At 61.7% G+C, this 22,259-nt stretch carries 19 protein-coding genes; 5 read left to right on the top strand and 14 right to left on the bottom strand.

Features of this window, described 5'->3' with window-relative positions; all coding sequences use genetic code 11:
* Positions 1-11: 11 nt before the first annotated feature.
* The 7 genes from ssuB to ACKUG4_RS23350 form a co-directional block, all read right to left on the bottom strand.
* On the bottom strand, positions 12-818 hold the full coding sequence (gene ssuB, locus ACKUG4_RS23380; protein WP_445434921.1) for an aliphatic sulfonates ABC transporter ATP-binding protein: 807 nt from the start codon (positions 816-818) through the stop codon (positions 12-14).
* Complete coding sequence (ssuC, locus tag ACKUG4_RS23375; protein WP_011336451.1) at positions 815-1,597, bottom strand: aliphatic sulfonate ABC transporter permease SsuC; 783 nt, start codon at positions 1,595-1,597, stop codon at positions 815-817. Before ssuC ends, ssuB begins: the two co-directional genes overlap by 4 nt.
* 9 nt (positions 1,598-1,606) lie before the next feature.
* Positions 1,607-2,755, bottom strand: coding sequence for an FMNH2-dependent alkanesulfonate monooxygenase (gene ssuD / locus ACKUG4_RS23370; RefSeq protein ID WP_011336452.1), 1,149 nt, complete (start codon positions 2,753-2,755; stop codon positions 1,607-1,609).
* A 25-nt stretch (positions 2,756-2,780) separates the two neighbouring features.
* Positions 2,781-3,761, bottom strand: a complete 981-nt coding sequence (locus tag ACKUG4_RS23365; RefSeq protein ID WP_064600245.1) for a sulfonate ABC transporter substrate-binding protein — start codon at positions 3,759-3,761, stop codon at positions 2,781-2,783.
* An 89-nt stretch (positions 3,762-3,850) separates the two neighbouring features.
* A complete protein-coding gene (gene ssuE / locus ACKUG4_RS23360) occupies positions 3,851-4,444 on the bottom strand; it encodes an NADPH-dependent FMN reductase (protein ID WP_011336454.1) in 594 nt (197 codons plus the stop codon).
* 245 nt (positions 4,445-4,689) lie between these two features.
* Positions 4,690-5,328, bottom strand: coding sequence for a peroxiredoxin (locus ACKUG4_RS23355; protein ID WP_011336455.1), 639 nt, complete (start codon positions 5,326-5,328; stop codon positions 4,690-4,692).
* 293 nt (positions 5,329-5,621) lie between these two features.
* Positions 5,622-6,965 carry an OprD family porin gene (locus ACKUG4_RS23350; protein WP_064600252.1) on the bottom strand — a complete coding sequence of 448 codons (1,344 nt, stop codon included), beginning with the start codon at positions 6,963-6,965 and terminating at the stop codon, positions 5,622-5,624.
* Positions 6,966-7,330: 365 nt separating this feature from the next.
* Here ACKUG4_RS23350 and tauA point away from each other — a divergent pair, with 365 nt between their 5' ends.
* On the top strand, positions 7,331-8,320 hold the full coding sequence (tauA, locus tag ACKUG4_RS23345; protein WP_445434920.1) for a taurine ABC transporter substrate-binding protein: 990 nt from the start codon (positions 7,331-7,333) through the stop codon (positions 8,318-8,320).
* Between the two features lie 82 nt (positions 8,321-8,402).
* Here tauA and argA read toward each other — a convergent pair whose 3' ends face one another.
* Together argA and argE are read right to left on the bottom strand one after the other, a co-directional pair.
* On the bottom strand, positions 8,403-9,701 hold the full coding sequence (gene argA / locus ACKUG4_RS23340) for an amino-acid N-acetyltransferase (protein WP_007951778.1): 1,299 nt from the start codon (positions 9,699-9,701) through the stop codon (positions 8,403-8,405).
* Positions 9,702-9,836: 135 nt separating this feature from the next.
* Entirely contained in the window at positions 9,837-10,985 is a 1,149-nt protein-coding gene (gene argE, locus ACKUG4_RS23335; RefSeq protein ID WP_445434919.1) for an acetylornithine deacetylase, read from the bottom strand.
* Positions 10,986-11,141: 156 nt separating this feature from the next.
* Between argE and ACKUG4_RS23330 the strand changes: the two genes are divergently transcribed.
* Positions 11,142-12,512, top strand: coding sequence for a CYTH domain-containing protein (locus ACKUG4_RS23330; RefSeq protein ID WP_085746738.1), 1,371 nt, complete (start codon positions 11,142-11,144; stop codon positions 12,510-12,512).
* Positions 12,513-12,551: 39 nt separating this feature from the next.
* On the opposite strand, the gene ACKUG4_RS23325 is transcribed toward ACKUG4_RS23330, so the two are convergent.
* Positions 12,552-13,022, bottom strand: coding sequence for an Lrp/AsnC family transcriptional regulator (locus tag ACKUG4_RS23325; RefSeq protein WP_007951785.1), 471 nt, complete (start codon positions 13,020-13,022; stop codon positions 12,552-12,554).
* Positions 13,023-13,148: 126 nt separating this feature from the next.
* On the opposite strand from ACKUG4_RS23325, the gene ACKUG4_RS23320 reads away from it, so the two are divergent.
* From ACKUG4_RS23320 to ACKUG4_RS23310, 3 genes are all read left to right on the top strand, one after another.
* Positions 13,149-13,487 carry an ACT-like domain-containing protein gene (locus tag ACKUG4_RS23320; protein WP_064600263.1) on the top strand — a complete coding sequence of 113 codons (339 nt, stop codon included), beginning with the start codon at positions 13,149-13,151 and terminating at the stop codon, positions 13,485-13,487.
* A gap of 90 nt (positions 13,488-13,577) precedes the next feature.
* Positions 13,578-15,362, top strand: a complete 1,785-nt coding sequence (gene tfpB, locus ACKUG4_RS23315) for a type IV pilus assembly ATPase TfpB (protein ID WP_445434918.1) — start codon at positions 13,578-13,580, stop codon at positions 15,360-15,362.
* Between the two features lie 69 nt (positions 15,363-15,431).
* Positions 15,432-15,749, top strand: a complete 318-nt coding sequence (locus ACKUG4_RS23310) for a DUF2388 domain-containing protein (RefSeq protein ID WP_007951791.1) — start codon at positions 15,432-15,434, stop codon at positions 15,747-15,749.
* A 55-nt stretch (positions 15,750-15,804) separates the two neighbouring features.
* On the opposite strand, the gene gcvP is transcribed toward ACKUG4_RS23310, so the two are convergent.
* The 4 genes from gcvP to ACKUG4_RS23290 all read right to left on the bottom strand — a co-directional run bounded on the left by gcvP (position 15,805) and on the right by ACKUG4_RS23290 (position 22,101).
* Positions 15,805-18,678, bottom strand: coding sequence for an aminomethyl-transferring glycine dehydrogenase (gcvP, locus tag ACKUG4_RS23305; protein ID WP_445434917.1), 2,874 nt, complete (start codon positions 18,676-18,678; stop codon positions 15,805-15,807).
* Between the two features lie 134 nt (positions 18,679-18,812).
* A complete protein-coding gene (gene gcvH / locus ACKUG4_RS23300; protein WP_011336464.1) occupies positions 18,813-19,196 on the bottom strand; it encodes a glycine cleavage system protein GcvH in 384 nt (127 codons plus the stop codon).
* 48 nt (positions 19,197-19,244) lie between these two features.
* Positions 19,245-20,327: a glycine cleavage system aminomethyltransferase GcvT gene (gene gcvT / locus ACKUG4_RS23295; protein ID WP_064600268.1), complete on the bottom strand. Its 1,083-nt coding sequence runs from the start codon at positions 20,325-20,327 to the stop codon at positions 19,245-19,247.
* 157 nt (positions 20,328-20,484) lie between these two features.
* The gene (locus ACKUG4_RS23290) at positions 20,485-22,101 is read right to left on the bottom strand and encodes an ABC transporter permease (protein WP_064600270.1); all 1,617 of its coding nucleotides are present in this window, start codon (positions 22,099-22,101) and stop codon (positions 20,485-20,487) included.
* Between the last annotated feature and the right edge of the window lie 158 nt (positions 22,102-22,259).

Here is a 22,259-nt window from a genome sequence, read left to right as displayed (position 1 = left end):
GTTTGCTTGAGTTATTGAGCCCAACGCAGTTGCGTAGGCAAGGGTGAAACGGGTTCCGGCGCCGGCGGCTCGCCGGGCAGGGACAACACACGGTTGAGCACTTCGGTTTCCAGCGCGGCCAGGCGATGGGAGCCACGCACCCGAGGACGCGGCAGCTCCACTTGCAGGTCGAGACCGACTTCGCCGTCCTCGATCAGAATCACCCGGTCGGCAATCGCCACCGCTTCGCTGACGTCGTGGGTCACCAGCAACACGGTGAAACCATGCTGTTGCCAGAGACGTTCGATCAATTGCTGCATCTCGATCCGGGTCAGCGCATCCAGTGCGCCCAGCGGCTCGTCGAGCAACAGCAGACGCGGCTGATGGATCAAGGCTCGGGCCAGCGCCACGCGCTGCTTCTGCCCACCGGACAGTGCCGCCGGCCATTCATTGGCGCGATCGGCGAGGCCGACTGCATCCAGCGCCTGCAAGGCTTGCGGGCGCCAGTCGCCCTTGAGGCCGAGACCGACGTTGTCGATGATCTTTTTCCACGGCAGCAGCCGTGCTTCCTGGAACATCAACCGGGTGTCATCCCGCGCATCGCTGAGCGGTGCAGCTCCGGCAAGCAAATCGCCGCCACTAGGTTGATCAAGGCCTGCAAGCAAACGCAGGAATGTGCTCTTGCCACATCCGCTGCGACCGACCACGGCGACGAATTGCCCCGCCGGAATGTGCAGATCGATGTCCCGCAGCACTTGTCGCGTGCCGAAGGTCTTTTGCAGGTTGCGCACCACCAGCGGAATCCCGCGCAGCAGGCGTGGAGGTTGTTGAGCGGTCATGCCGCACCTCCTTTCGCCACTTGATACGCCGGATGCCAGCGCAACCAAACACGTTCAAGGCCACGGGCCGCGAGGTCGGCCAGCTTGCCGAGCACTGCGTAGAGCAAAATCGCCAGCACCACCACGTCGGTCTGCAGGAACTCGCGGGCGTTCATCGCCAGATAACCGATGCCGGAGCTGGCGGAGATGGTTTCCGCGACGATCAGCGTCAGCCACATGAAGCCCAGGGCGAAGCGCACGCCGACCAGAATCGAAGGCAGCGCGCCCGGCAGAATCACCTGCCAGAACAGGCTGAAACCGGACAGGCCATAACTGCGCGCCATTTCCACCAGCGCCGGGTCGACGTTGCGGATGCCGTGATAGGTGTTGAGGTAGATCGGGAACAAGGTGCCCAATGCCACCAGGAAAATCTTCGCCGACTCGTCGATGCCGAACCACAGGATCACCAGCGGAATCAGCGCCAGGTGCGGCACGTTGCGGATCATCTGCACCGAGCTGTCGAGCAGGCGTTCACCCCACTTCGACAGGCCGGTGATGAACCCCAGCACCAGGCCGATGCTGCCACCGATGGTGAAGCCCAGCGCGGCGCGCCAGCCGCTGATTGCCAGGTGCGTCCAGATTTCGCCGCTGCGTACCAGGCTCACGCCGGCTTCGATCACCGCCACCGGCGCCGGCAGAATCCGCGTCGACAGCCAACCGGCCGACACCGACAACTGCCACACCGCCAGCAACAACACCGGCAACGCCCAGGGCGCGAGGCTGTGGATAAATTTCTTCATGGCGGCGCCTCAGCTCTGGGACGCGGCTTTGGGAAGAATGTCGTTGGCCACCATCTCCCCGAACGGGCTGACGTAACCGGCGCTTTTCGGCAATTCCGGGCGCTCGACGTCGAGGTGCGGGAACAGCAGTTCGGCCACCCGATACGACTCCTCGAGGTGTGGATAACCGGAGAAGATGAAGGTATCGATGCCCAGATCCGCGTATTCCTTCACCCGCGCAGCCACGGTCGGGCCGTCGCCAACCAGCGCCGTACCGGCACCGCCGCGCACCAGACCGACGCCCGCCCACAGGTTCGGGCTGACTTCGAGGTTGTCGCGGCTGCCACCGTGCAGTGCGGCCATGCGCTGCTGGCCGACCGAATCGAACCGCGCCAGCGAAGCCTGGGCACGTTTGATGGTGTCGTCGTCCAGATGCGAGATCAGGCGATCCGCCGCTTGCCAGGCCTCAGCGTTGGTTTCCCGCACGATCACATGCAGACGAATGCCGAAGCGCACGGTGCGGCCGAGCTTGGCGGCCTTGGCGCGAACCTGCTCGATTTTCTCGGCAACGGCGGCGGGCGGCTCGCCCCAGGTCAGGACCATTTCCACTTGTTCGGCGGCCAGATCCTGCGCGGCTTCCGAAGAACCGCCGAAGTACAGCGGCGGACGCGGTTGCTGGATTGGCGGATAGAGCAATTTGGCGCCCTTCACGCTGATGTGCTCGCCGTCGTAATCCACGGTTTCGCCTTCCAGCACGCGGCGCCAGATCCGGGTGAATTCCACCGAGGCCTGGTAGCGCGCTTCGTGATCGAGGAACAGACCGTCGCCGGCCAACTCTTCCGGATCGCCACCGGTCACCAGGTTGAACAGCGCACGACCGCCGGACAACCGATCCAGCGTTGCTGCCTGACGCGCTGCCACCGTCGGGGAAATGATCCCGGGGCGCAGGGCGACGAGGAACTTCAGACGCTGGGTCACCGGGATCAGCGAGGCCGCCACCAGCCACGAGTCTTCGCAGGAACGGCCGGTGGGAATCAGCACGCCGCCGAAACCCAGTCGATCCGCCGCTTGCGCGACCTGTTGCAGATAGCCGTGGTCGACGGCGCGGGCGCCTTCGGCGGTGCCAAGGTAATGGCCGTCGCCGTGGGTAGGCAGGAACCAGAAGATGTTGAGGCTCATGGAGTGGTCTCCTTGGGGATTCGATTTACTGGGCTTGGGTGACCGAGCTTTGGGCCACTGCGGCCGGCGGGGTCCAGATCACGTCCTTGATGCTCAACGGCTTGGGAATCAGCTTGAGCTGGTAGAAGGTGTCGGCGATTTTCTGTTGCGCGGCGACCACTTCCGGGGTCAGGAACAGCGCGCCGTAGCCCTGGCGCTTCACCGAGGTCAGGGTGATGTCTGCCGGCAGGCCAAGCAGCGGCGATACCTGTTGAGTCACGTCTTCCGGGTTGGCCTTGGACCACTCACCGACGGCGCGCACTTCTTCCACGAGGGTCTTGATCACCTCGGGATTTTTCTGTGCGTAGGGTTTGGTCGCCAGGTAGAACTGGTGGTTGTCGACGATGCCTTTACCGTCACGCAGGGTGTGCGCTTGCAGTTGCTTCTCGGCGGCGGCCTGGTACGGGTCCCAGATGACCCAGGCGTCGACGCTGCCACGCTCGAACGCGGCGCGGGCATCCGCCGGCGGCAGGAACACGGTTTGAATGTCGGTGTACTTGAGGCCAGCATCTTCCAGCGCACGCACCAGCAGGTAGTGAACGTTGGAGCCTTTGTTCAGCGCGACTTTCTTGCCCTTGAGATCCGCCACCGATTTGATCGGCGAATCTTTCGGCACGAGGATCGCTTCGCTGTTCGGCGCTGGTGGCTCGTAGGCGACGTAGAGCAGATCGGCACCGGCCGCCTGGGCAAAGACCGGCGGGGTTTCGCCAGTGACGCCGAAGTCGATCGAACCGACGTTCAGGCCTTCGAGCAGTTGCGGGCCGCCGGGGAATTCAGTCCATTGCACGTCGACGCCTTGGGCGGCGAGACGTTTTTCCAGGGTGCCCTTGGCTTTGAGCAGCACCAAAGTGCCGTACTTCTGGTAACCGATTCGTAACGTTTCAGCTTGAGCTTGAGTGATGGCGCCGAGGGACACAGCCGCAGCAAACAGAGCGACCAGACCACGACGCAAAAATACAGTGCGCATAGCGCTCTCCTTTTTGCTGTTGGGTTTTGGCTGCACCTGCTTGGCCGTTGGCGGCTGAGTAAGGTGAGTACTTCAAGTTTCGGTGTGGCTCAAATGCTCCAGCGAGCACTCAACAAACGTTCGTTCAGCAGCCCCGGCTCCAGCGGCTTCGGCCGGCGGGCCATGGCGCTGACAAACTGGTCCAGCGCTTCATGCAACCGCTGCTCCAGAGCCGGAGCCAACTGGGCCTGGGCACTGCCTTCGCCGTAGGCGATCTGGCTGTCCTCGGCAAAAATCCCTTGCAGCATTTCCTGGGCCTTCAACGCCGACAGCACAGGCTTGAGGGCGTAATCCACCACCAACATGTGAGCGATGCTGCCGCCGGTAGCCATCGGTAAAACAATCTTGTGGTTCAGCGCACGCTCGGGCAGCAGATCCAGTACGGTCTTCAGGGCACCGGAAAACGACGCCTTGTACACCGGCGTAGCGATCAGCAGGCCATCGGCGTTTTCAATCTGTTGCAGCAAGTCGAGCACCTTCGGGCTGTCGAAGCGGGCGTGAAGCAGGTCTTCGGCCGGGAAGTCCCGCACCTGATAACTCACCACTTCCACCCCTTGCTGCTGCAACCAGCGTTGCGAGCGTTCCAGCAACACCCCTGAGCGGGAACGTTGACTGGGACTGCCACCGAGTGAGACGACCAGCATTCAGAAAATTCCTTGCGCGTTACAGGCGATTCGCGGGTTGCGATCTCGCTTCGATGTGAGTGACCTTACCAGCTGATTTATATATCCATAAATCATATTTATTCATTTGGTTATTCTTTATGGAGATATGCATTTCTCTTTCCAGCGGGCAAAAAAACAGGCCGTGAAAACGGCCTGAAACCCTGCATCGTGGTTCCTAGTGACTGATCGTTCCCACGCTCCGCGTGGGAACGATCCGAGGTAGGTTATTTGTTCGGCTGTGGGGTCAGACGCAGGTACGGTTTCACCGCGCGGTAGCCTTTCGGAAAGCGCTGCTTGATTTCGTCTTCGTCCTTGAGCGACGGCACGATCACCACTTCTTCACCGTCCTGCCAGTTGGCCGGGGTGGCCACCTTGTAGTTGTCGGTGAGCTGCAGCGAGTCGATCACCCGCAGGATCTCGTGGAAGTTGCGCCCGGTGCTGGCCGGATAAGTGATGGTCAGGCGGATCTTCTTGTTCGGATCGATCACGAACAGCGAACGCACGGTCAGGGTGTCGTTGGCGTTCGGGTGAATCAGATCGTACAGATCGGACACCTTGCGATCGGCATCGGCCAGGATCGGGAAGTTGACGATGGTGTTCTGGGTTTCGTTGATGTCCTCGATCCACTTGTGGTGCGAGTCCACCGGGTCGACCGACAGTGCAATGGCCTTCACGCCGCGTTTGGTGAACTCGTCCTTGAGTTTGGCGGTGAAGCCCAGCTCGGTGGTGCAGACCGGGGTGAAGTCTGCCGGGTGGGAAAACAGCACGCCCCAGCTATCGCCCAGCCATTCGTGGAAACGAATCTTGCCGGCGCTGGAATCCTGTTCGAAATCGGGGGCGATATCGCCAAGTCTGAGGCTCATGGTGCGGCTCCTGATGAGTGGTTGGAGACCTCAACTGTAGCTCGTGATTCGTTCTTCTGAAAAAGAATAAATAACTAGATATCTATATCTTTATTGAATATTAAACATCTGTTCACTGGACGCCTCGCAGCATCGCGACGAACATCACCCTCAAGGTTCGAGAAGGCCTTGAGTTGCTGTAAAGAGGGGACATCGGGGAAGGCTTACGGGGGTGAGCCGGACCCGAAAACGCAAAAGCCCCGTCCGGCGCGATGCCGGACGGGGCTTTTTTACATCAGTGCAGGAGCGCGCTATTACAGCAGCGGGATCGAGTAGCTGACGATCAGGCGGTTTTCGTCCTGCGAACGGGTGTTCGGCAGGTCGGTGCGCCATACAGCGTTTTTCCACATCAGGCCGACGTTCTTGAACGGACCTTCCGGTACGACGTAACCGATGGTGAAGTCGCGTTCCCACTCGGAACGGTTCGAAGCGTTTTCGCGGCCGTTGGTGCCAACGGTGTCGATCGAATCGCCTTTCAGGTAAACCACACCGGCGGTCAGGCCAGGTACGCCGACTTTAGCGAAGTCATACGAGTAGCGTGCCTGCCAGGTTTTCTCGCCGGCACGACCGAACTTCTGGATCTGCATGTCGGTGATGGTGTAGTTCGACGAACCGTCGCCCTGGTTCAGCCAAGGGAAGTCGGAGCTGCCGTTGGAAACCTGGTAACCGCCACCGAAGGTGTGACCTTCAACGGTGTACAGGAACAGGCCGCTGTACAGGTTGTTGTCGACTTCGCCACGACCGGAACGGAAACCGGTGTAGTTGCCGCTGCTGTAGTAGGCCGGATCAGTGCCGTTCTTGCCGTCGTCGGAGCTGTTGAAGTAACGGAAGTCAGACTTCAATACGCCCGGGCCGATGGCCCAGTTGTGTACCAGACCCAGGAAGTGCTGCTTGTAGAAGTCTTCCAGGTTGCCGTAGTAGTACTGGGCAGTCAGGTCTTTGGTGATCTTGTAGTCGCCACCGGCGTAGATGAACTTGTTGCTGTCACGGAAGCCAGCGCCACGGGTGTTTGCACCGCCGATGGACAGGTTTTCGTTGTTGCTGGAGTTACGGCCTTTCACGGCTTCGATCTGACCACCGACCAGGGTCAGGTCCTTGATTTCGCCGGAAGTGATCTGACCGCCCTGCCAGGTTTGTGGCAGCAGACGACCGTCGTTGGTCACGATCACCGGGTTTTTCGGCTGCAGGGTGCCCAGCTTCAGTTCGGTCTGGGAGATCTTGGCTTTGGCAGTCAGACCCAGGCTGGAGAAGTTGTCCACTGCTTTGCCGTTGGACTCGCTCGGGAACACAGTGCCGCCGTAAGCGGTGCCGCTGTTGCCGTTGGTGCCGCCGCCCGAATCCAGACGCACGCCCAGCAGGCCGATGGCATCAATACCGAAGCCTACGGTGCCTTGGGTGTAGCCGGAGATGAAACGCAGATCGAAGCCTTGGCCCCACTCTTCGTTCTTGTTGGCACCAGCGCCATCGCGGTTGTCAGTGTTGATGTAGAAGTTACGCAGACCCAGAGTGGCCTTGCTGTCTTCGATGAAACCGGCGGCGCCTGCCTGCTGCGCCAAAACCCCTACGGCCACGGCCAGGGCCAAGGTGGACTTGTTCATGTTTCGCTCCTCTCGTTTCTAATTCTTGTGTTCCTGGTCCGGGGTCTGATGCCCCTGGATCCTAAGATGCGCGATTAGCGCCAGACCGTGACTGACAAGTCAATCGTAACCTTGTATGTCTACGACCAAGGTCTAATCGCAGTGATTTGGTCCCTGCAGGGTAAAGACTTCCTGATAAACCCAAAAAGAATTTATTCATTCTTTTTCATACCATTCGGCTATATGGCCAGCCATTTGCCATCTTCACCGGGATACAGCGTATCGGCGACTAAGCTCATTACTAAATGGTATTTGTTAGCCTTTTTTTAGATCGATTAGCTTTGACGCAACCCCGATTCGTCAAACCCTATCGAAAAGGCGACGCCATGATGGCCAAACGCGCACTATCTAGTCAATTTGTTACAGTTTGTGTGTCGGCGCTGATTTCTTTTTCAGCCCATGCCGCCAACCTCACCGTGGGCTACCAGACCGGTATCGACCCGAGCAAAGTCCCCCAGGCCGACGGCGTGTACGAGAAGGCCATCGGCGAGAAAATCGACTGGCGCCGGTTCAACAGCGGCCCGGAAGTTGTGACAGCCATCGCCTCCGGCGATGTGCAGATCGGCAACCTCGGCTCCAGTCCGTTGGCGGCCGCCGCTTCGCGCAATCTGCCGATCGTGGCCTTTATCGTCTCGGCGCAGATCAATGCCGCCGAAGCGCTGGTGGTGCGTAACGGCAGCGGTATCAACAAGCCCGAAGACCTGATCGGCAAGACCATCGCCACCCCGTTCGTTTCCACCTCCCACTACAGCCTGCTCGGCGCGCTCAAGCACTGGGGCCTGGACACTTCGAAAGTCAAAGTGGTGAACCTGCAACCCGCAGAAATCGCGGCGGCCTGGAAACGTGGCGACATCGACGGCGCCTTTGTCTGGTCGCCGGCGCTGGGTGAAATCCGCAAAACCGGCAAGACCCTGACCGATGCCGCGCAGGTCGGCCAATGGGGCGCGCCGACCTTCGAAGTCTGGGTAGCGCGCAAGGACTTTGCGGAGAAGCATCCTGAAGTCGTGGCCAAGTTTGCGAAGGTGACTCTGGACTCGTTCGCTGATTACGCCGCCCATAAAGACAGCTGGACGGCCGACTCGGTGCCTGTGCAGAAAATCGCCAAACTGACCGGTGCCAATCCTGCCGACGTTCCGGAATTGCTCGCCGGTTCAGCCTTCCCGGACGCCAAGGCGCAACAGACCACGGCGCTGCTGGACGGCGGCACGGCGAAGGCGATTGGTGAGACGGCGAAATTCTTGAAGGAACAGGGCAAGGTCGAAAGTGTTTTGCCTGACTACTCGCCGTACGTCAGTGCGAAGTTTGTAACCGAATAAACGCTATCGCGAGCAGGCTCGCTCCCACACAGGCTCGGTGAACCTTTGTGGGAGCGAGCCTGCTCGCGATGAGGGCGTCACATCACAGAGACTTTTCGAAGATTTTCGAATTGCGCTGGTAGTTATAGAGAGAAGCCCGCGCCGCCGGCAGACGCTCGACGCTGCTCGGTTCGAAGCCACGCTCGCGGAACCAGTGGGCGGTGCGGGTGGTGAGAACGAACAGGGTTTTCAGGCCTTGCGCCCGGGCACGGGTCTCGATGCGCTCGAGCAATTCGTCGCCGCGACCGCCATGGCGATACTCGGGATTCACCGCCAGACACGCCAGCTCGCCGGCATCCGAATCGGCAATCTGATACAGCGCCGCACAGGCGATGATCATCCCTTCACGCTCAACCACGCTGAACTGCTCGATCTCGCGCTCCAGCACTTCGCGCGAGCGACGCACCAGAATGCCCTGCTCTTCCAGCGGGCTGATCAGGTCGAGCAAGCCGCCGACGTCTTCAATCGCCGCCTCGCGCACCAGTTCGAATTGCTCCTGGGCCACCAGCGTACCGCCACCGTCACGGGTGAACAGTTCGGTCAGCAGCGCGCCGTCCTCGGCATAACTGACGATATGACTGCGCGCCACGCCGCCACGACAGGCTTCGGCAGCGGCATCGAGCAATTCCGCCTGATAGTTGCTGCCCAGACGCTGCAAATGCGCCGGCACCTGTTGCGGGCGCAGCTCGCGCACCAGTTTGCCGTTTTCGTCGATCAGACCGAGGTCGGCACCGAACAGCAGCAGCTTGTCGGCGCCCAGATCGATGGCGGCGCGGGTCGCCACGTCTTCGCAGGCCAGGTTGAAGATTTCACCGGTCGGCGAATACCCCAGCGGCGACAGCAATACGATGGAGCGCTCGTCGAGCAGGCGGTTGATGCCTTTGCGGTCGACCCGGCGCACTTCGCCGGTGTGGTGATAGTCGACGCCTTCCAGCACGCCGATCGGCCGCGCCGTCACGAGGTTGCCGCTGGCCACCCGCAGGCGCGAGCCCTGCATCGGCGAAGAGGCCATGTCCATCGACAGCCGCGCTTCAATGGCGATGCGCAACTGGCCGACCGCGTCGATCACGCATTCCAGGGTCGCGGCATCGGTGATGCGCATGCCGTGGTGGTAATGCGGGGTCAGGCCGCGTGCGGCGAGGCGAGTTTCGATCTGTGGACGGGAACCGTGAACCAGCACCAGCCGCACGCCGAGGCTGTGCAGCAATACGATGTCATGGACGATGTTGCCGAAATTCGGATGCTCCACGCCGTCCCCCGGAAGCATGACGACGAAGGTGCAATCGCGGTGAGCATTGATATAAGGAGACGCGTGGCGAAGCCAATTGACGTATTCGGGCATGAACCTGGGCCTGTAATAAATAGCAGCCGGAAAAAGGGCAGAACGGAAAACGCACAGCGGGCTGATGGTTATCGTCGGAACAGGCTTGGCGACACGCGCGCTCTCCTCATGAATACGGGTGGGTGTGTGGGCAATTTATACAGCTTTGAGACAGTAATGTTCGATCAACTGCCGCAATAGATGCACGGTAGGCTGCAAACGTGACATTTCGAGGTACTCGCCCGGTTGGTGCGCACAGGCGATGTCGCCGGGGCCGAGTACGATGGTTTCGCAGCCAAGGCGCTGAAGATAAGGCGCTTCGGTGCCGAACGCTACCGCTTCGGCCTTGTGGCCGGTGAGTTTTTCGGCAATTCGCACTAACTCCGCGTCTTCGGCCTGTTCGAACGGCGGCACTTCGGGAAACAGCGGCGCGTAATCGATCTTCACTTTATGCCGCTCGGCGACCGGGTTGAGTTTGCGCAGGATCTCGCTGCGCAAGACGTTCGGGTCCATCCCCGGCAACGGCCGCAGATCGAATTCCAGCGAACACTGGCCGCAGATGCGGTTCGGGTTGTCGCCGCCGTGTATGCAGCCGAAATTCATGGTCGGCTGCGGCACACTGAACTGCGGGTTGTTGAATTCGCGCTGCCACAACAGGCGCAGGCCGCGCAGTTCGCCGATGGCGTCGTGCATCGCTTCGAGGGCGCTGTGCCCCAGGCGCGGATCCGACGAATGGCCGCTCTGCCCGAGGATATCGATGCGCTCCATCATGATGCCTTTGTGCATGCGGATCGGCTTGAGCCCGGTCGGCTCGCCGATCACCGCCGCCCGGCCCAGCGGTCGCCCCGCTTCGGCCAGCGCCCGGGCACCGGACATCGAGCTTTCTTCATCGCAGGTGGCGAGGATCAGCAGCGGTTGTTTGAACGGCTGGTCGAGCAGCGGTTGCACGGCTTCGATGATCAGGGCGAAGAAGCCCTTCATATCGCAACTGCCGAGGCCGACCCAGCGGCCGTCGACTTCGGTGAGTTTCAGCGGGTCGGTTGTCCACAGCGCATCGTCGTACGGCACCGTGTCGCTGTGTCCGGCCAGCACCAGCCCGCCGGGGCCGCTGCCGAAACTGGCGAGCAGATTGAATTTGCCGGGGTTGACCTGCTGGATGTCGCAACTGAAACCCAGGTCGCCAAGCCAACCCGCGAGCAGATCGATCACCGCCCGGTTCGACTGGTCGAGGCCCGGCTGGGTGCAACTGACCGACGGCGCGGCGATCAGTGCAGCGAACTGGTCTTGCATGGACGGCAAAGGCATCGCTGACTCCAACTCCCGGATTGAGGTTCATCATAGAACCATCCGGCGCCGAGAATAAACCGCCGCAAAGCGTAGGAAGGTTCAGTCCTGTACACTGCACGGCCTTGGCAGCCACACATTCCCCCGGCTGCGCTCCCGATCCTGGATTTTCCGGCCATGCAGAAAGAAACCGAAATCAAACTCCGCGTCAGCCGCGAAACCCTCGCCGCCCTGCGCGAGCACCCTCTCCTGAAAAAACGCAACAAAAGTGGCTGGGAACGCCGTGAGTTGATGAATCAGTATTTCGACACGCCTGAGCGTGACCTGGCCCGGGCCAAGGTTGCCCTGCGTCTGCGCAAGGACGGCGAAGAAGTCATTCAGACCCTCAAGACCCGTGGCCAGAGCGTCGCCGGCCTGTCCGAGCGTAACGAGTACGACTGGAACCTGCCCAAAGCCAAGCTCGACGTGAAGAAACTCGACGGCGAATGCTGGCCCGAGTCCCTCGCCGAGCTGGACAAGAAAACCCTGAAGCCGATCTTCACCACCGATTTCGTCCGCGAGCGTGCCGAAATCGCCTGGGGCCGTGGCAAGACCAAAGTGGTCATCGAAGCCGCGCTGGACCTGGGCCACGTGGTAGTCGGCAAACAGAAAGAAGAAATCTGCGAGCTGGAACTGGAGCTGCGCGAAGGCGAGCCTGCCGCGCTGCTGGAACTGGCCGCCGAACTGGCCGAAACCCTGGCCCTGATGCCGTGCGACATCAGCAAGGCCGAGCGCGGCTATCGCCTGTACGACGCCAACAGCTACTCGCTGAGCCTGCCGGCGCCGGCCATTACCGCCGAAACCCCGCTGGACGACGCCTTCGCCGCCCTGGCCTGGCACTTGCTCGGCAGCAGCCAGCGTCTGGCCGAACAGTATCGTTTCAACGGCCATTGGCGCCTGTTGCAGGACTGGGTCGAGAACCTTGCGGAAATGCGCGCCCTGCTCAGCAGCCTCGGCCAGGCCGCACCGCGTCCGTCGACCCACGACCTGCGCGTTGCCCTCGATGCCCTGCTGGAAGACTGGCGCCCGCTGGTACAGGTCGGCATCGAAGACGAAGACGTGCGCAAAGCCGCGCCGGAGCAGTTCCTCGAAGAACTGGAAGATCCGCGCTGGGGCCTGTTTTCGCTGAACGCTTCGCGCTGGTTGCTGGCCCGTACCTGGACGGCGGACCGTAACACCCGTGGCAATCGCCAGGGTGCCGCGCAGTTGCAAAGCTGGCTGCCGCGCCTGCTGGGCGAAGAAGCCACTTCGCTGCAATTGCAGCGTTATCAGCAGCAACCGGAAGATCTGGCCGAGCAATTGCCGCGCATCGAGCGCATCCAGGTCTGGCTGCACCACGCGCGCAACGTGCTGGATATCCCGGAAATGGATCGCCTGTACGGCGAGCTGAACAAACTGGCGCAACTGGCCAACGAGCCGACCATCACCGACGAACTGCTCGATGCACGCAAGCATCAGGCGATTGCGGTGTATCAGAACCGCGCCTGGAAAATGCTGTTGCGTATGTAACCCCCGGATGATGATCGTTCCCACCCGTGGGAACGATCATCAACGCAGTACCGGCAAACTCGTCGTGGACTTGATCTCCGACAACGCCACAATCGAGTTCACTTCCTGAATCCCCGGCACCAGCGACAGCTTCTCGAAGAAGAACCGCTCATACGCCTCGATGTCTGCCGCGACGATCCGCAACAGAAAATCCACCGCCCCCATCAGCACGTAACACTCCAGCACTTCGGGAAAGCCGCGAATCGCCTCGGTGAATTCGGTGAAGTTCGAACGGCCGTGGGCGTTGAGTTTGATCTCGGCGAAAATCTGCGTGTTCAGGCCGATTTTCTTGCGATCGAGCAAGGTCACCTGGCCACGAATGATCCCCTCCTCCTTCATCCGCTGAATCCGCCGCCAGCACGGCGACTGCGACAGACCCACCTGTTCGGCGATCTGTGCGCTGGACAAGGAAGCGTCCTCTTGCAGCAGGGCGAGAATGCGCCGGTCGTAGCTGTCCAACTCGCTGTGCATAAATAATCCTCAAAAGAAGCCAATAGCGAATTGATTCCCCCAATCAACCGCCTGATCAGCTCATCTTAGACAAGAAATGCCCGGCATCGGATATAAAAATTCCCCCACTGATTCCGGAGACCTGCCATGCCACACCTCGAAGCCGTCAACACCCCTGCGCCCCGTGCCGATGTGTGGAACGCCAGCAACGCCCATTGCCTTGCGCAATATCAGATCCTGGCCGAGGCCGAGCCGGATTTGCTGGTGCGGGTGCTGAACCTGTTCGCCTTGCAGTGCCTCACCCCGGAACAGGTCAATGTCCAGCGGCTGGACGACTTGCTGTCGATCGACATCGTCATGGGTGGCCTGAGCTGGCACCGCGCCCAGGTGATCGCGGAAAAACTTCGTAACCTGATCAGCGTCTGCTCGGTGAACCTGCAAAATCCCGACGCGGCATGGGATGCACCGGCGCAGGCGGCCGGCTGACAAGAACCGAAACGTCTTCGTCGGGTAGTGGCCCAACGGTCGGCGGGGCCACGACTATCCTTTGCGCACTGTCGTTCAAAAGGAGCCCGCATGTCCGTTCAACTCGCCACTCAGGACCGCTGGCTGGATCTCAATGAGGTACTGCGGGAGCTGGTCGCCCAAGGCTTCATCTGCCAGGACTCGGCGGAGCAAGCGCTCAACGCCCGGCGTCGGCATGCCGCCCACAGCCAGAAGCACCCGCTGGAATTCATCGCCAGCCAGCAACTGGACGACCTCAGCCGTCCGGGCAAATACCTCGACCTGGAAAGCCTGACTCTGTGGCTGGCGCAGCAGGCCGGCCAGCCGTACCTGCGGATCGATCCGCTGAAGATCAACGTCGCCGCCATCACGCCGCTGATGTCCTATGCCTTTGCCCAGCGCCACAAGATCCTCGCGGTGTCGGTCGACCGCGACGCGGTGACCGTGGCCAGCGCCCAGCCCTACGTCAGCGGTTGGGAGGCCGATCTGACTCACGTGCTGAAACTGCCGATCAAACGGGTGGTGGCCAACCCGGCGGACATTCAGCGTTTCAGCGTCGAATTCTTCCGCCTCGCCAAATCGGTCAGCGGCGCCAGCAATGCCGATGCGCAGGGCGGCAACCTCGGCAACTTCGAACAACTGCTCAACCTCGGCGCCAGCGATCAGGAACCGGACGCCAACGACGCGCACATCGTCAACATCGTCGACTGGCTGTTCCAGTACGCCTTCCAGCAACGGGCCAGCGATATCCACATCGAACCCCGGCGCGAGCAAGGCACGGTGCGTTTTCGCATCGACGGCGTGCTGCACAACGTCTATCAATTCCCGCCGCAGGTGACGATGGCCATCGTCAGCCGCCTGAAAAGCCTTGGCCGGATGAACGTCGCCGAGAAGCGCAAACCTCAGGACGGCCGGGTCAAGACCAAGACTCCGGACGGCGGTGAAGTCGAGTTGCGGCTGTCGACCCTGCCCACCGCGTTCGGCGAAAAAATGGTCATGCGAATCTTCGACCCGGAGGTGCTGCTCAAGGATTTCGATCAACTTGGCTTTTCCGCCGACGACCTGCGGCGCTGGCAGGACATGACCCGCCAGCCCAACGGCATCATCCTGGTCACCGGCCCGACCGGTTCCGGCAAGACCACTACGCTGTACACCACGCTGAAAAAACTGGCGACGCCGGAGGTCAACCTCTGCACCATCGAGGACCCGATCGAGATGGTCGAGCCGGCCTTCAACCAGATGCAGGTCCAGCACAACATCGACCTGACGTTCGCCGCCGGCGTGCGGGCGCTGATGCGGCAAGACCCGGACATCATCATGATCGGCGAGATCCGCGACCTGGAAACCGCCGAAATGGCGATCCAGGCGGCGCTGACCGGGCACCTGGTGCTCTCGACCCTGCACACCAACGACGCGCCGAGCGCCATCAGCCGTCTGCTGGAACTCGGCGTGCCGCATTACCTGATCAAGGCCACCGTGCTTGGCGTCATGGCGCAACGCCTGGTGCGCACACTGTGTCCGCACTGCAAGGCGCCGCTGACCCTGGACGAAGAAGACTGGCAAACCCTGACCCGGCCGTGGCAGGCGCCGCTGCCGGGCAATGCGCAACGGGCCATCGGTTGCCTGGAGTGTCGCGACACCGGTTATCACGGGCGCGCCGGGGTCTACGAAATCATGCAACTGAGCGACAGCCTCAAGGCCTTGATCAGCCCCGACACCGATCTCACCGCGATCCGTCGCCAGGCATTCAAGGAAGGCATGCGCAGCCTGCGATTGTCCGGCGCGCAGAAAGTCGCGGCGGGGCTGACAACTCTTGAAGAAGTATTGCGGGTGACACCACAGAGCGAGCAGAAATAGCCTCTCACGGAACCGGATCGGCGTTACGACGATCCAACCCGTTATTCAACACCAGTGGAGTCACCCAACATGCGTCTCAAACTTGCTGTCGCCACCCTCGCCTTGCTGTCCCTCCCTGTTGGTTCAGCGATGGCCGACAGCTTTTGGCGTAACGTCATTTCGTCCGGTGCCACCACCGGCTCGACCTACCTGACCTTCAAGGATCACAAACTGATCGTTGCCGCCCAGGACGACGCCGGCAGCTTCGTCGCCAGCGACGGCGGTATCCGTGGCCCGTACCTGGAAGCGGCGATGCAGAAAGTCCGCGCCGACAACCCGGGCCTGCAGGCAACGGACATGGAACTGGCGAACGCGATTCTGGCGAAGAACGCCGTGGCGTCGGAATAACCTTCCGGACAAACAAAAATGCCGCTCACACGAGCGGCGTTTTTTTGCCCGCTGTTCAGCGGTAATCGTCCACCGGCACGCAGGCGCAGAACAGGTTGCGGTCGCCGTAGACGTTATCGACCCGGTTCACCGCCGGCCAATATTTGTGCGCCTTGGTGTGTGCATCCGGCGTGATGCCCTGCTCGATGCTGTACGGCCGCTCCCACACGCCGGTGATATCGGCCAGGGTATGCGGCGCCCGTTTGAGCGGGTTGTCCTCGGCCGGCCAGTTGCCGTTTTGCACCTCGGTGATTTCTGCACGGATGCTCAGCATCGCGCCGATGAAGCGATCCAGTTCGGCCTTGGACTCGCTTTCGGTCGGCTCGACCATCAAGGTGCCCGGCACCGGGAACGACATGGTCGGTGCATGAAAGCCGTAATCCATCAGGCGTTTGGCGACGTCTTCTTCGCTGATGCCGGTCTGCGCTTTCAGCGGCCGCAGATCCAGAATGCATTCGTGGGCGACTCGCTCGTTGCGGCCGGTGTACAGAACGGGGAAAGCACCGGACAGATGCTGCGCCAGATAATTGGCCGCGAGGATCGCCACCTCGCTGGCATCCGCCAGTTGCGGCCCCATCATCGCGATGTACATCCAGCTGATTGGCAGAATGCTCGCACTGCCCCACGGCGCGGCACTGACCGCACCGTTCTGCGGTTGCGGTCCGTCAATCGGAATCACCGGATGGTTGGCAACGAATGGCGCCAGATGCGCACGCACGCCAATCGGCCCCATGCCCGGCCCGCCTCCGCCATGAGGGATGCAGAACGTTTTGTGCAGGTTCATGTGTGACACGTCGGCGCCGATGTCCGCCGGCCGCGCCAGCCCGACCTGGGCATTGAGGTTGGCGCCGTCCATATACACCTGACCGCCATGCTTGTGGATAACTTCGCAGATTTCGCTGATGCCTTCCTCGTACACGCCGTGGGTCGACGGATAGGTCGCCATCAGGCACGACAGCTTGGCTCCGGCTTCGGACGCCTTGGCTTTCAAATCCTCCAGATCGACGTTGCCCGCCTCATCGCACTCGACGATCACCACGCGCATCCCGGCCATCTGCGCCGAGGCCGGGTTGGTGCCGTGGGCCGAAGAAGGAATCAGGCAGATATCCCGCCCGCCCTGCTGGCGGCTCTCGTGGTATTTGCGGATCGCCAGCAACCCGGCGTACTCGCCCTGGGCGCCGGAGTTGGGCTGCATGCAGATTGCATCGAACCCGGTGATCGCACACAGCCAGCGCTCCAGCTCTTCGATCATCAGCGTGTACCCGACCGCCTGCTCGCGGGGCACGAACGGGTGCAGGTTGGCGAATTGCGGCCAGGTGATCGGGATCATCTCGCTGGTGGCGTTGAGTTTCATGGTGCAGGAGCCCAGCGGAATCATCGACTGGTTAAGCGCCAGATCCTTGTTCTCCAGTTGCTTGAGGTAGCGCAGCATCTCGGTTTCGCTGTGGTGGGCGTTGAACACTGGATGACGCAGGTACGGCGTGCTGCGTTGCAGCGTGTCGGGAATGCCGGAGGCCAGCGTTTCGGCGTCGAGATCAGCGACGTTCAACCCGTGATCGGCGCCCAGCAGCACATCGAACAGTCTGGCCACGGTGCTTTCATCACAGGTCTCGTCAAGGCTCAGACCCAGTCGGCCACGACCGAGGATGCGCAGGTTGATCTGCGCGGCCCGGGCGCTTTCGATGATCGCGGTTTGCGCCCCGCCCACGTCCAGCGTAAGGGTGTCGAAGAAGTGTTGGTTGAGGCGCTGGATGCCATGGCGCTCAAGCCCGGCGGCGAGAATGCAGGTCAGCCGGTGCACGCGCTGGGCGATTCGTTTCAGTCCTTCCGGGCCGTGATAGACCGCATAGAAGCTGGCGATGTTGGCCAACAGGACCTGGGCAGTGCAGATGTTCGAATTGGCCTTCTCCCGACGAATATGCTGCTCGCGGGTTTGCAGGGCCATGCGCAGCGCGACGTTGCCACGGGCATCTTTCGATACGCCGATGATCCGCCCGGGAATCGCTCGTTTGTATTCCTCGCGACTGGCGAAAAACGCCGCGTGCGGGCCGCCGTAACCCATCGGCACCCCGAAGCGCTGGGATGAGCCGAACACCACATCGGCACCCAGTTCGCCCGGCGGGGTCAGCAGCAACAGACTCAGCAGGTCGGTCGCCACGCAGGCCAGCGCCTGCTGCGCGTGCAGGTGATCGATCAAGGGTCGCAGGTCACGGATCTCGCCGTGGGTGTCGGGGTATTGCAGCAATGCGCCGAATACCTGGTGCTGCTTCAAGTTATCCACAGCGTCGACGATCAGCTCGAAGCCGAAGCCTTCGGCGCGGGTCTGCACCACGGAAATGGTCTGGGGATGACAGTTTTCGTCGACGAAGAACAGATTGCTCTTCGACTTCGCCACGCGCTTGGCCAGGGCCATGGCTTCCGCGGCGGCGGTGGCTTCATCGAGCAGCGAAGCGTTGGCCAGTTCAAGGCCGGTGAGGTCAATGGTCAGTTGCTGAAAGTTGAGCAACGCTTCGAGCCGGCCCTGAGCGATTTCCGGTTGGTAAGGCGTGTAAGCCGTGTACCAACCGGGATTTTCCAGCACGTTGCGCAGGATGACGGTCGGGGTCAGGGTGCCGTGGTAGCCCATGCCGATCAGGCTGGTCCAGACCTGGTTCTGTTCGGCATAACCACGCAGTTTGGCCAGCGCTGCCTGCTCGTCCAGCGCCGGCGGCAGGTCCAGCTCGCGGTTGAGGCGAATGCCCGGCGGCACGGTCTGTTCGATCAGTTCGACCCGGCTGCCGAGGCCGAGGCTGTCGAGCATCGCCTGTTGCTCGGCGGCATCGGGGCCGAGGTGGCGGCGCAGAAAGGCATGGGGATCGCGTAACTGGCTCAGGGATGGCAACTGGGACATGACGGGCTCTCTCTTGGCTGGCGGCTCGGCGTCAATGCAACACGGTCAAACCAGCATAGCAGCCACCCCGACGGCAAAAGTCCCGGGCAGAAAAAAGCCCCGACGGGTCGGGGCTTTGGGGGCTGGCGTGCAGCTTACTCGCCGATGGCAGCCTTGTAGGCGGCAGCGTCGAGCAGCTTGTCCAGCTCGGCCTTGTCGCTTGGCTTGAGCTTGAAGATCCACGCGGCGTACGGATCGTTGTTCAGTTCTTCCGGCGAACCGGCCAAGTCTTCGTTGACGGCAATCACTTCGCCACCGACCGGAGAGTAGATGTCGGAAGCGGCCTTGACCGACTCGACGACACCGGCGGTATCACCGGCGGCGAACACCTTGCCCACTTCTGCCAGCTCGACAAACACCACATCACCCAACGCTTCCTGGGCGTGATCGCTGATGCCCACAGTGACGGTGCCGTCGGCTTCAAGGCGCGCCCATTCATGACTTTCGGCAAAACGCAGTTCAGCTGGGATGTTGCTCATGCTCGGTGTCCTCAAGAAATTGTCAGCGGTCGTGCCCGCCGGAAAAGGTTAGATCAAGGTTTTGCCATGGCGTACGAAGGTCGGTTTGACCACGCGTACCGGATACCACTTGCCACGGATTTCCACTTCGGCGCGGTCGGCAGTCGCCATCGGTACACGCGCCAGGGCAATCGACTTGCTAAGCGTAGGAGAGAAACTACCACTGGTGATCTCCCCTTCGCCAACATCAGCGATACGAACCACCTGATGAGCCCGCAAAACCCCGCGCTCCTCAAGCACCAGACCGACCAGTTTGTGCTGCACACCAACGGCTTTTTCCGCCTCCAGCGCATCGCGACCGATGAAGCGGCGCGTGGCCGGCTCCCAGGCGATGCTCCAGGCCATGTTCGAGGCCAGTGGCGAAATGTCCTGATGGATGTCCTGACCGTAGAGGTTCATGCCGGCTTCGACCCGCAGCGTGTCGCGAGCGCCGAGACCAATGGGGGAAATGCCGGCGCCCACCAGATCGTTGAAAAATCCGGGGGCCTGATCGGCTGGCAGGGCGATTTCCAGACCGTCCTCACCGGTGTAGCCGGTGCGTGCGATGAACCAGTCGCCGTCGATGTGGCCTTCGAAAGGCTTGAGCATCTGGATCAGGTTAGCGCGGGACTGGCTCACCAGTTCGGCAATCCTGTGCCGGGCATGGGGCCCTTGAATGGCGAGCATCGCCAGCTCGGAGCGTTCGGTCATCTGAACATCGAAGCTGCCCAACTGTGCCTGCATCCAGGCCAGGTCCTGATCGCGGGTGGAGGCATTGACCACCAGACGATAACCGTCTTCGAGGCGGTAGACGATCATGTCGTCGACGATGCCGCCGCGCTCGTTGAGCATGGTGCTGTACAACGCACGGCCGGGGCTGTGCAGGCGTTCGACGTCATTAGCCAGCAAATGCTGGAGCCAGGCCTTGGCCTGGGGGCCGGTGACATCGATCACGGTCATGTGGGAAACATCGAACACCCCGCAATCGCGACGCACCTCGTGGTGTTCCTCGACCTGCGAGCCGTAATGCAGGGGCATGTCCCAACCGCCAAAATCGACCATCTTCGCGCCGAGGGCGAGATGCAGGTCATACAGAGGCGTACGCTGTCCCATGGGTTTCTCCTTCCGGGCGTGGCGAAGGTGCGGAGCGCTGCTGCACGGTTCGGAAAACCCTGTAAAAAAGGGCCTTCAGCCGATTTCAGCGACAGGGTCTGTCAGACGGACCGCACCGAATGCCGCGCATTGTAGCCGCATGATTCAGGACTGACGACTAAGTGTTTCTGTGCGCCGAGCGTCGGATCAAACCGATGACCGGCAACAGACCGACCAATACCAGGGTCAGCGCCGGCAACGACGCCCTTGCCCATTCGCCTTCGCTGGTCATTTCGAAGATCCGCACCGCCAGCGTGTCCCAGCCAAACGGGCGCATCAGCAGGGTCGCGGGCATTTCCTTGAGCACATCGACGAACACCAGCAAGGCGGCGCTGAGCGTGCCGGGCAGCAGCAACGGCAGATACACTTTGAAAAACAGTCGCGGCCCACTGACACCCAGGCTACGTGCCGCTTCAGGCAAAGAGGGCCGTATACGCGCCAGACTGCTTTCCAGAGGCCCATAGGCCACCGCCACGAAACGCACCAGATACGCCAGCAGCAGCGCCGCCAGACTGCCCAGCAGCAACGGTTTGCCCGCCCCGCCGAGCCAGCCGGACAGCGGAATCACCAGCTCCCGGTCCAGATAACTGAACGCCAGCATGATCGACACCGCCAGTACCGAGCCCGGCAAGGCATAACCGAGATTGGCCAGACCGACTGCGGAGTTGATCGTCCGGGTCGGCGCCAGACGCCGGGCGAAGGCCAGCAACATCGCCACGCTGACCGTGATCAGCGCCGCCATGCCGCCCAGATACAACGTATGGAGAATCAGCCCGGCGTAGCGCTCATCCAGGTCGAAGCGCCCGCGCTGCCAGAACCACACCACCAGTTGCAGCACCGGAATGACAAATGCGCAGGCGAACACCAGACCGCACCAACCGGTCGCCGCCCAGGCCTTGGGCCCGCGCAGGTGATACAGCGCCTTGACCCGTGGCCGCTCGTTGCTTGCCCGATTGGCGCCGCGCGCGCGACGTTCGCCGTACAGCACCAGCATCACCACCAGCAGCAACAGGCTGGCCAGTTGCGCAGCGCTGGGCAGACTGAAAAAGCCGTACCAGGTCTTGTAGATGGCAGTGGTGAAGGTGTCGAAGTTGAACACCGACACCGCACCGAAATCCGCCAGCGTTTCCATCAGCGCCAGCGCCACACCAGCACCGATGGCCGGCCGCGCCATCGGCAATGCGACACGCCAGAACGCTTGCCACGGTGACTGACCGAGCACTCGCGCCGCTTCCATCAGGCCCTTGCCCTGAGCCAGGAACGCAGTACGCGCCAATAGATAAACGTAGGGATAAAACACCAGCACCAGCACCAGAATCACGCCACCGGTGGAGCGCACTCGCGGCAGGCGCAGGCCGCTGCCGAACCATTCGCGCAGCAGGGTTTGCACGGGGCCTGCGAAGTCCAGCAGTCCGACGAAGACGAATGCCAGCACGTAGGCCGGGATGGCGAACGGCAGCATCAGCGCCCAGTCGAGCCAGCGCCGCCCGGGGAACTCGCAGAGGCTGGTGAGCCAGGCGAGGCTTACGCCGATCAGCGTTACACCGATGCCTACGCCGAGGACCAGCGTCAGTGTGTTGCCCAGCAGACGCGGCATCTGGGTTTCCCACAGGTGGGACCAGATCTGGTGATCGATGGTTTGCCACGAGAGCAGGAGCACGCTGAGGGGGAGCAGCACCAACGCGGCGATGGCGAAGACGATGGGGTACCAGCGGCGTTGGGCGGGGTGGGCCACTTTGGGGTCTCTGAGGGATTCTGTGGTGTTGTTGAGCTGAGTGTTTCAAGTGGGGATTGCTGCCCTCACCCTAACCCTCTCCCGGAGGGAGAGGGGACTGACCGTGGTGATCTTTCGATTTACGCCGACCTGGGCGATTGAGTCGAACTCAGGTTTTG

This window comes from Candidatus Pseudomonas auctus (genome assembly GCF_048654275.1).
GTDB classification, from domain to species: Bacteria; Pseudomonadota; Gammaproteobacteria; order Pseudomonadales; family Pseudomonadaceae; genus Aquipseudomonas; species Aquipseudomonas pharyngis.
Note: the sequence above shows the minus strand (reverse complement) of the source record. Positions and strands in the feature narration are given on the sequence as shown.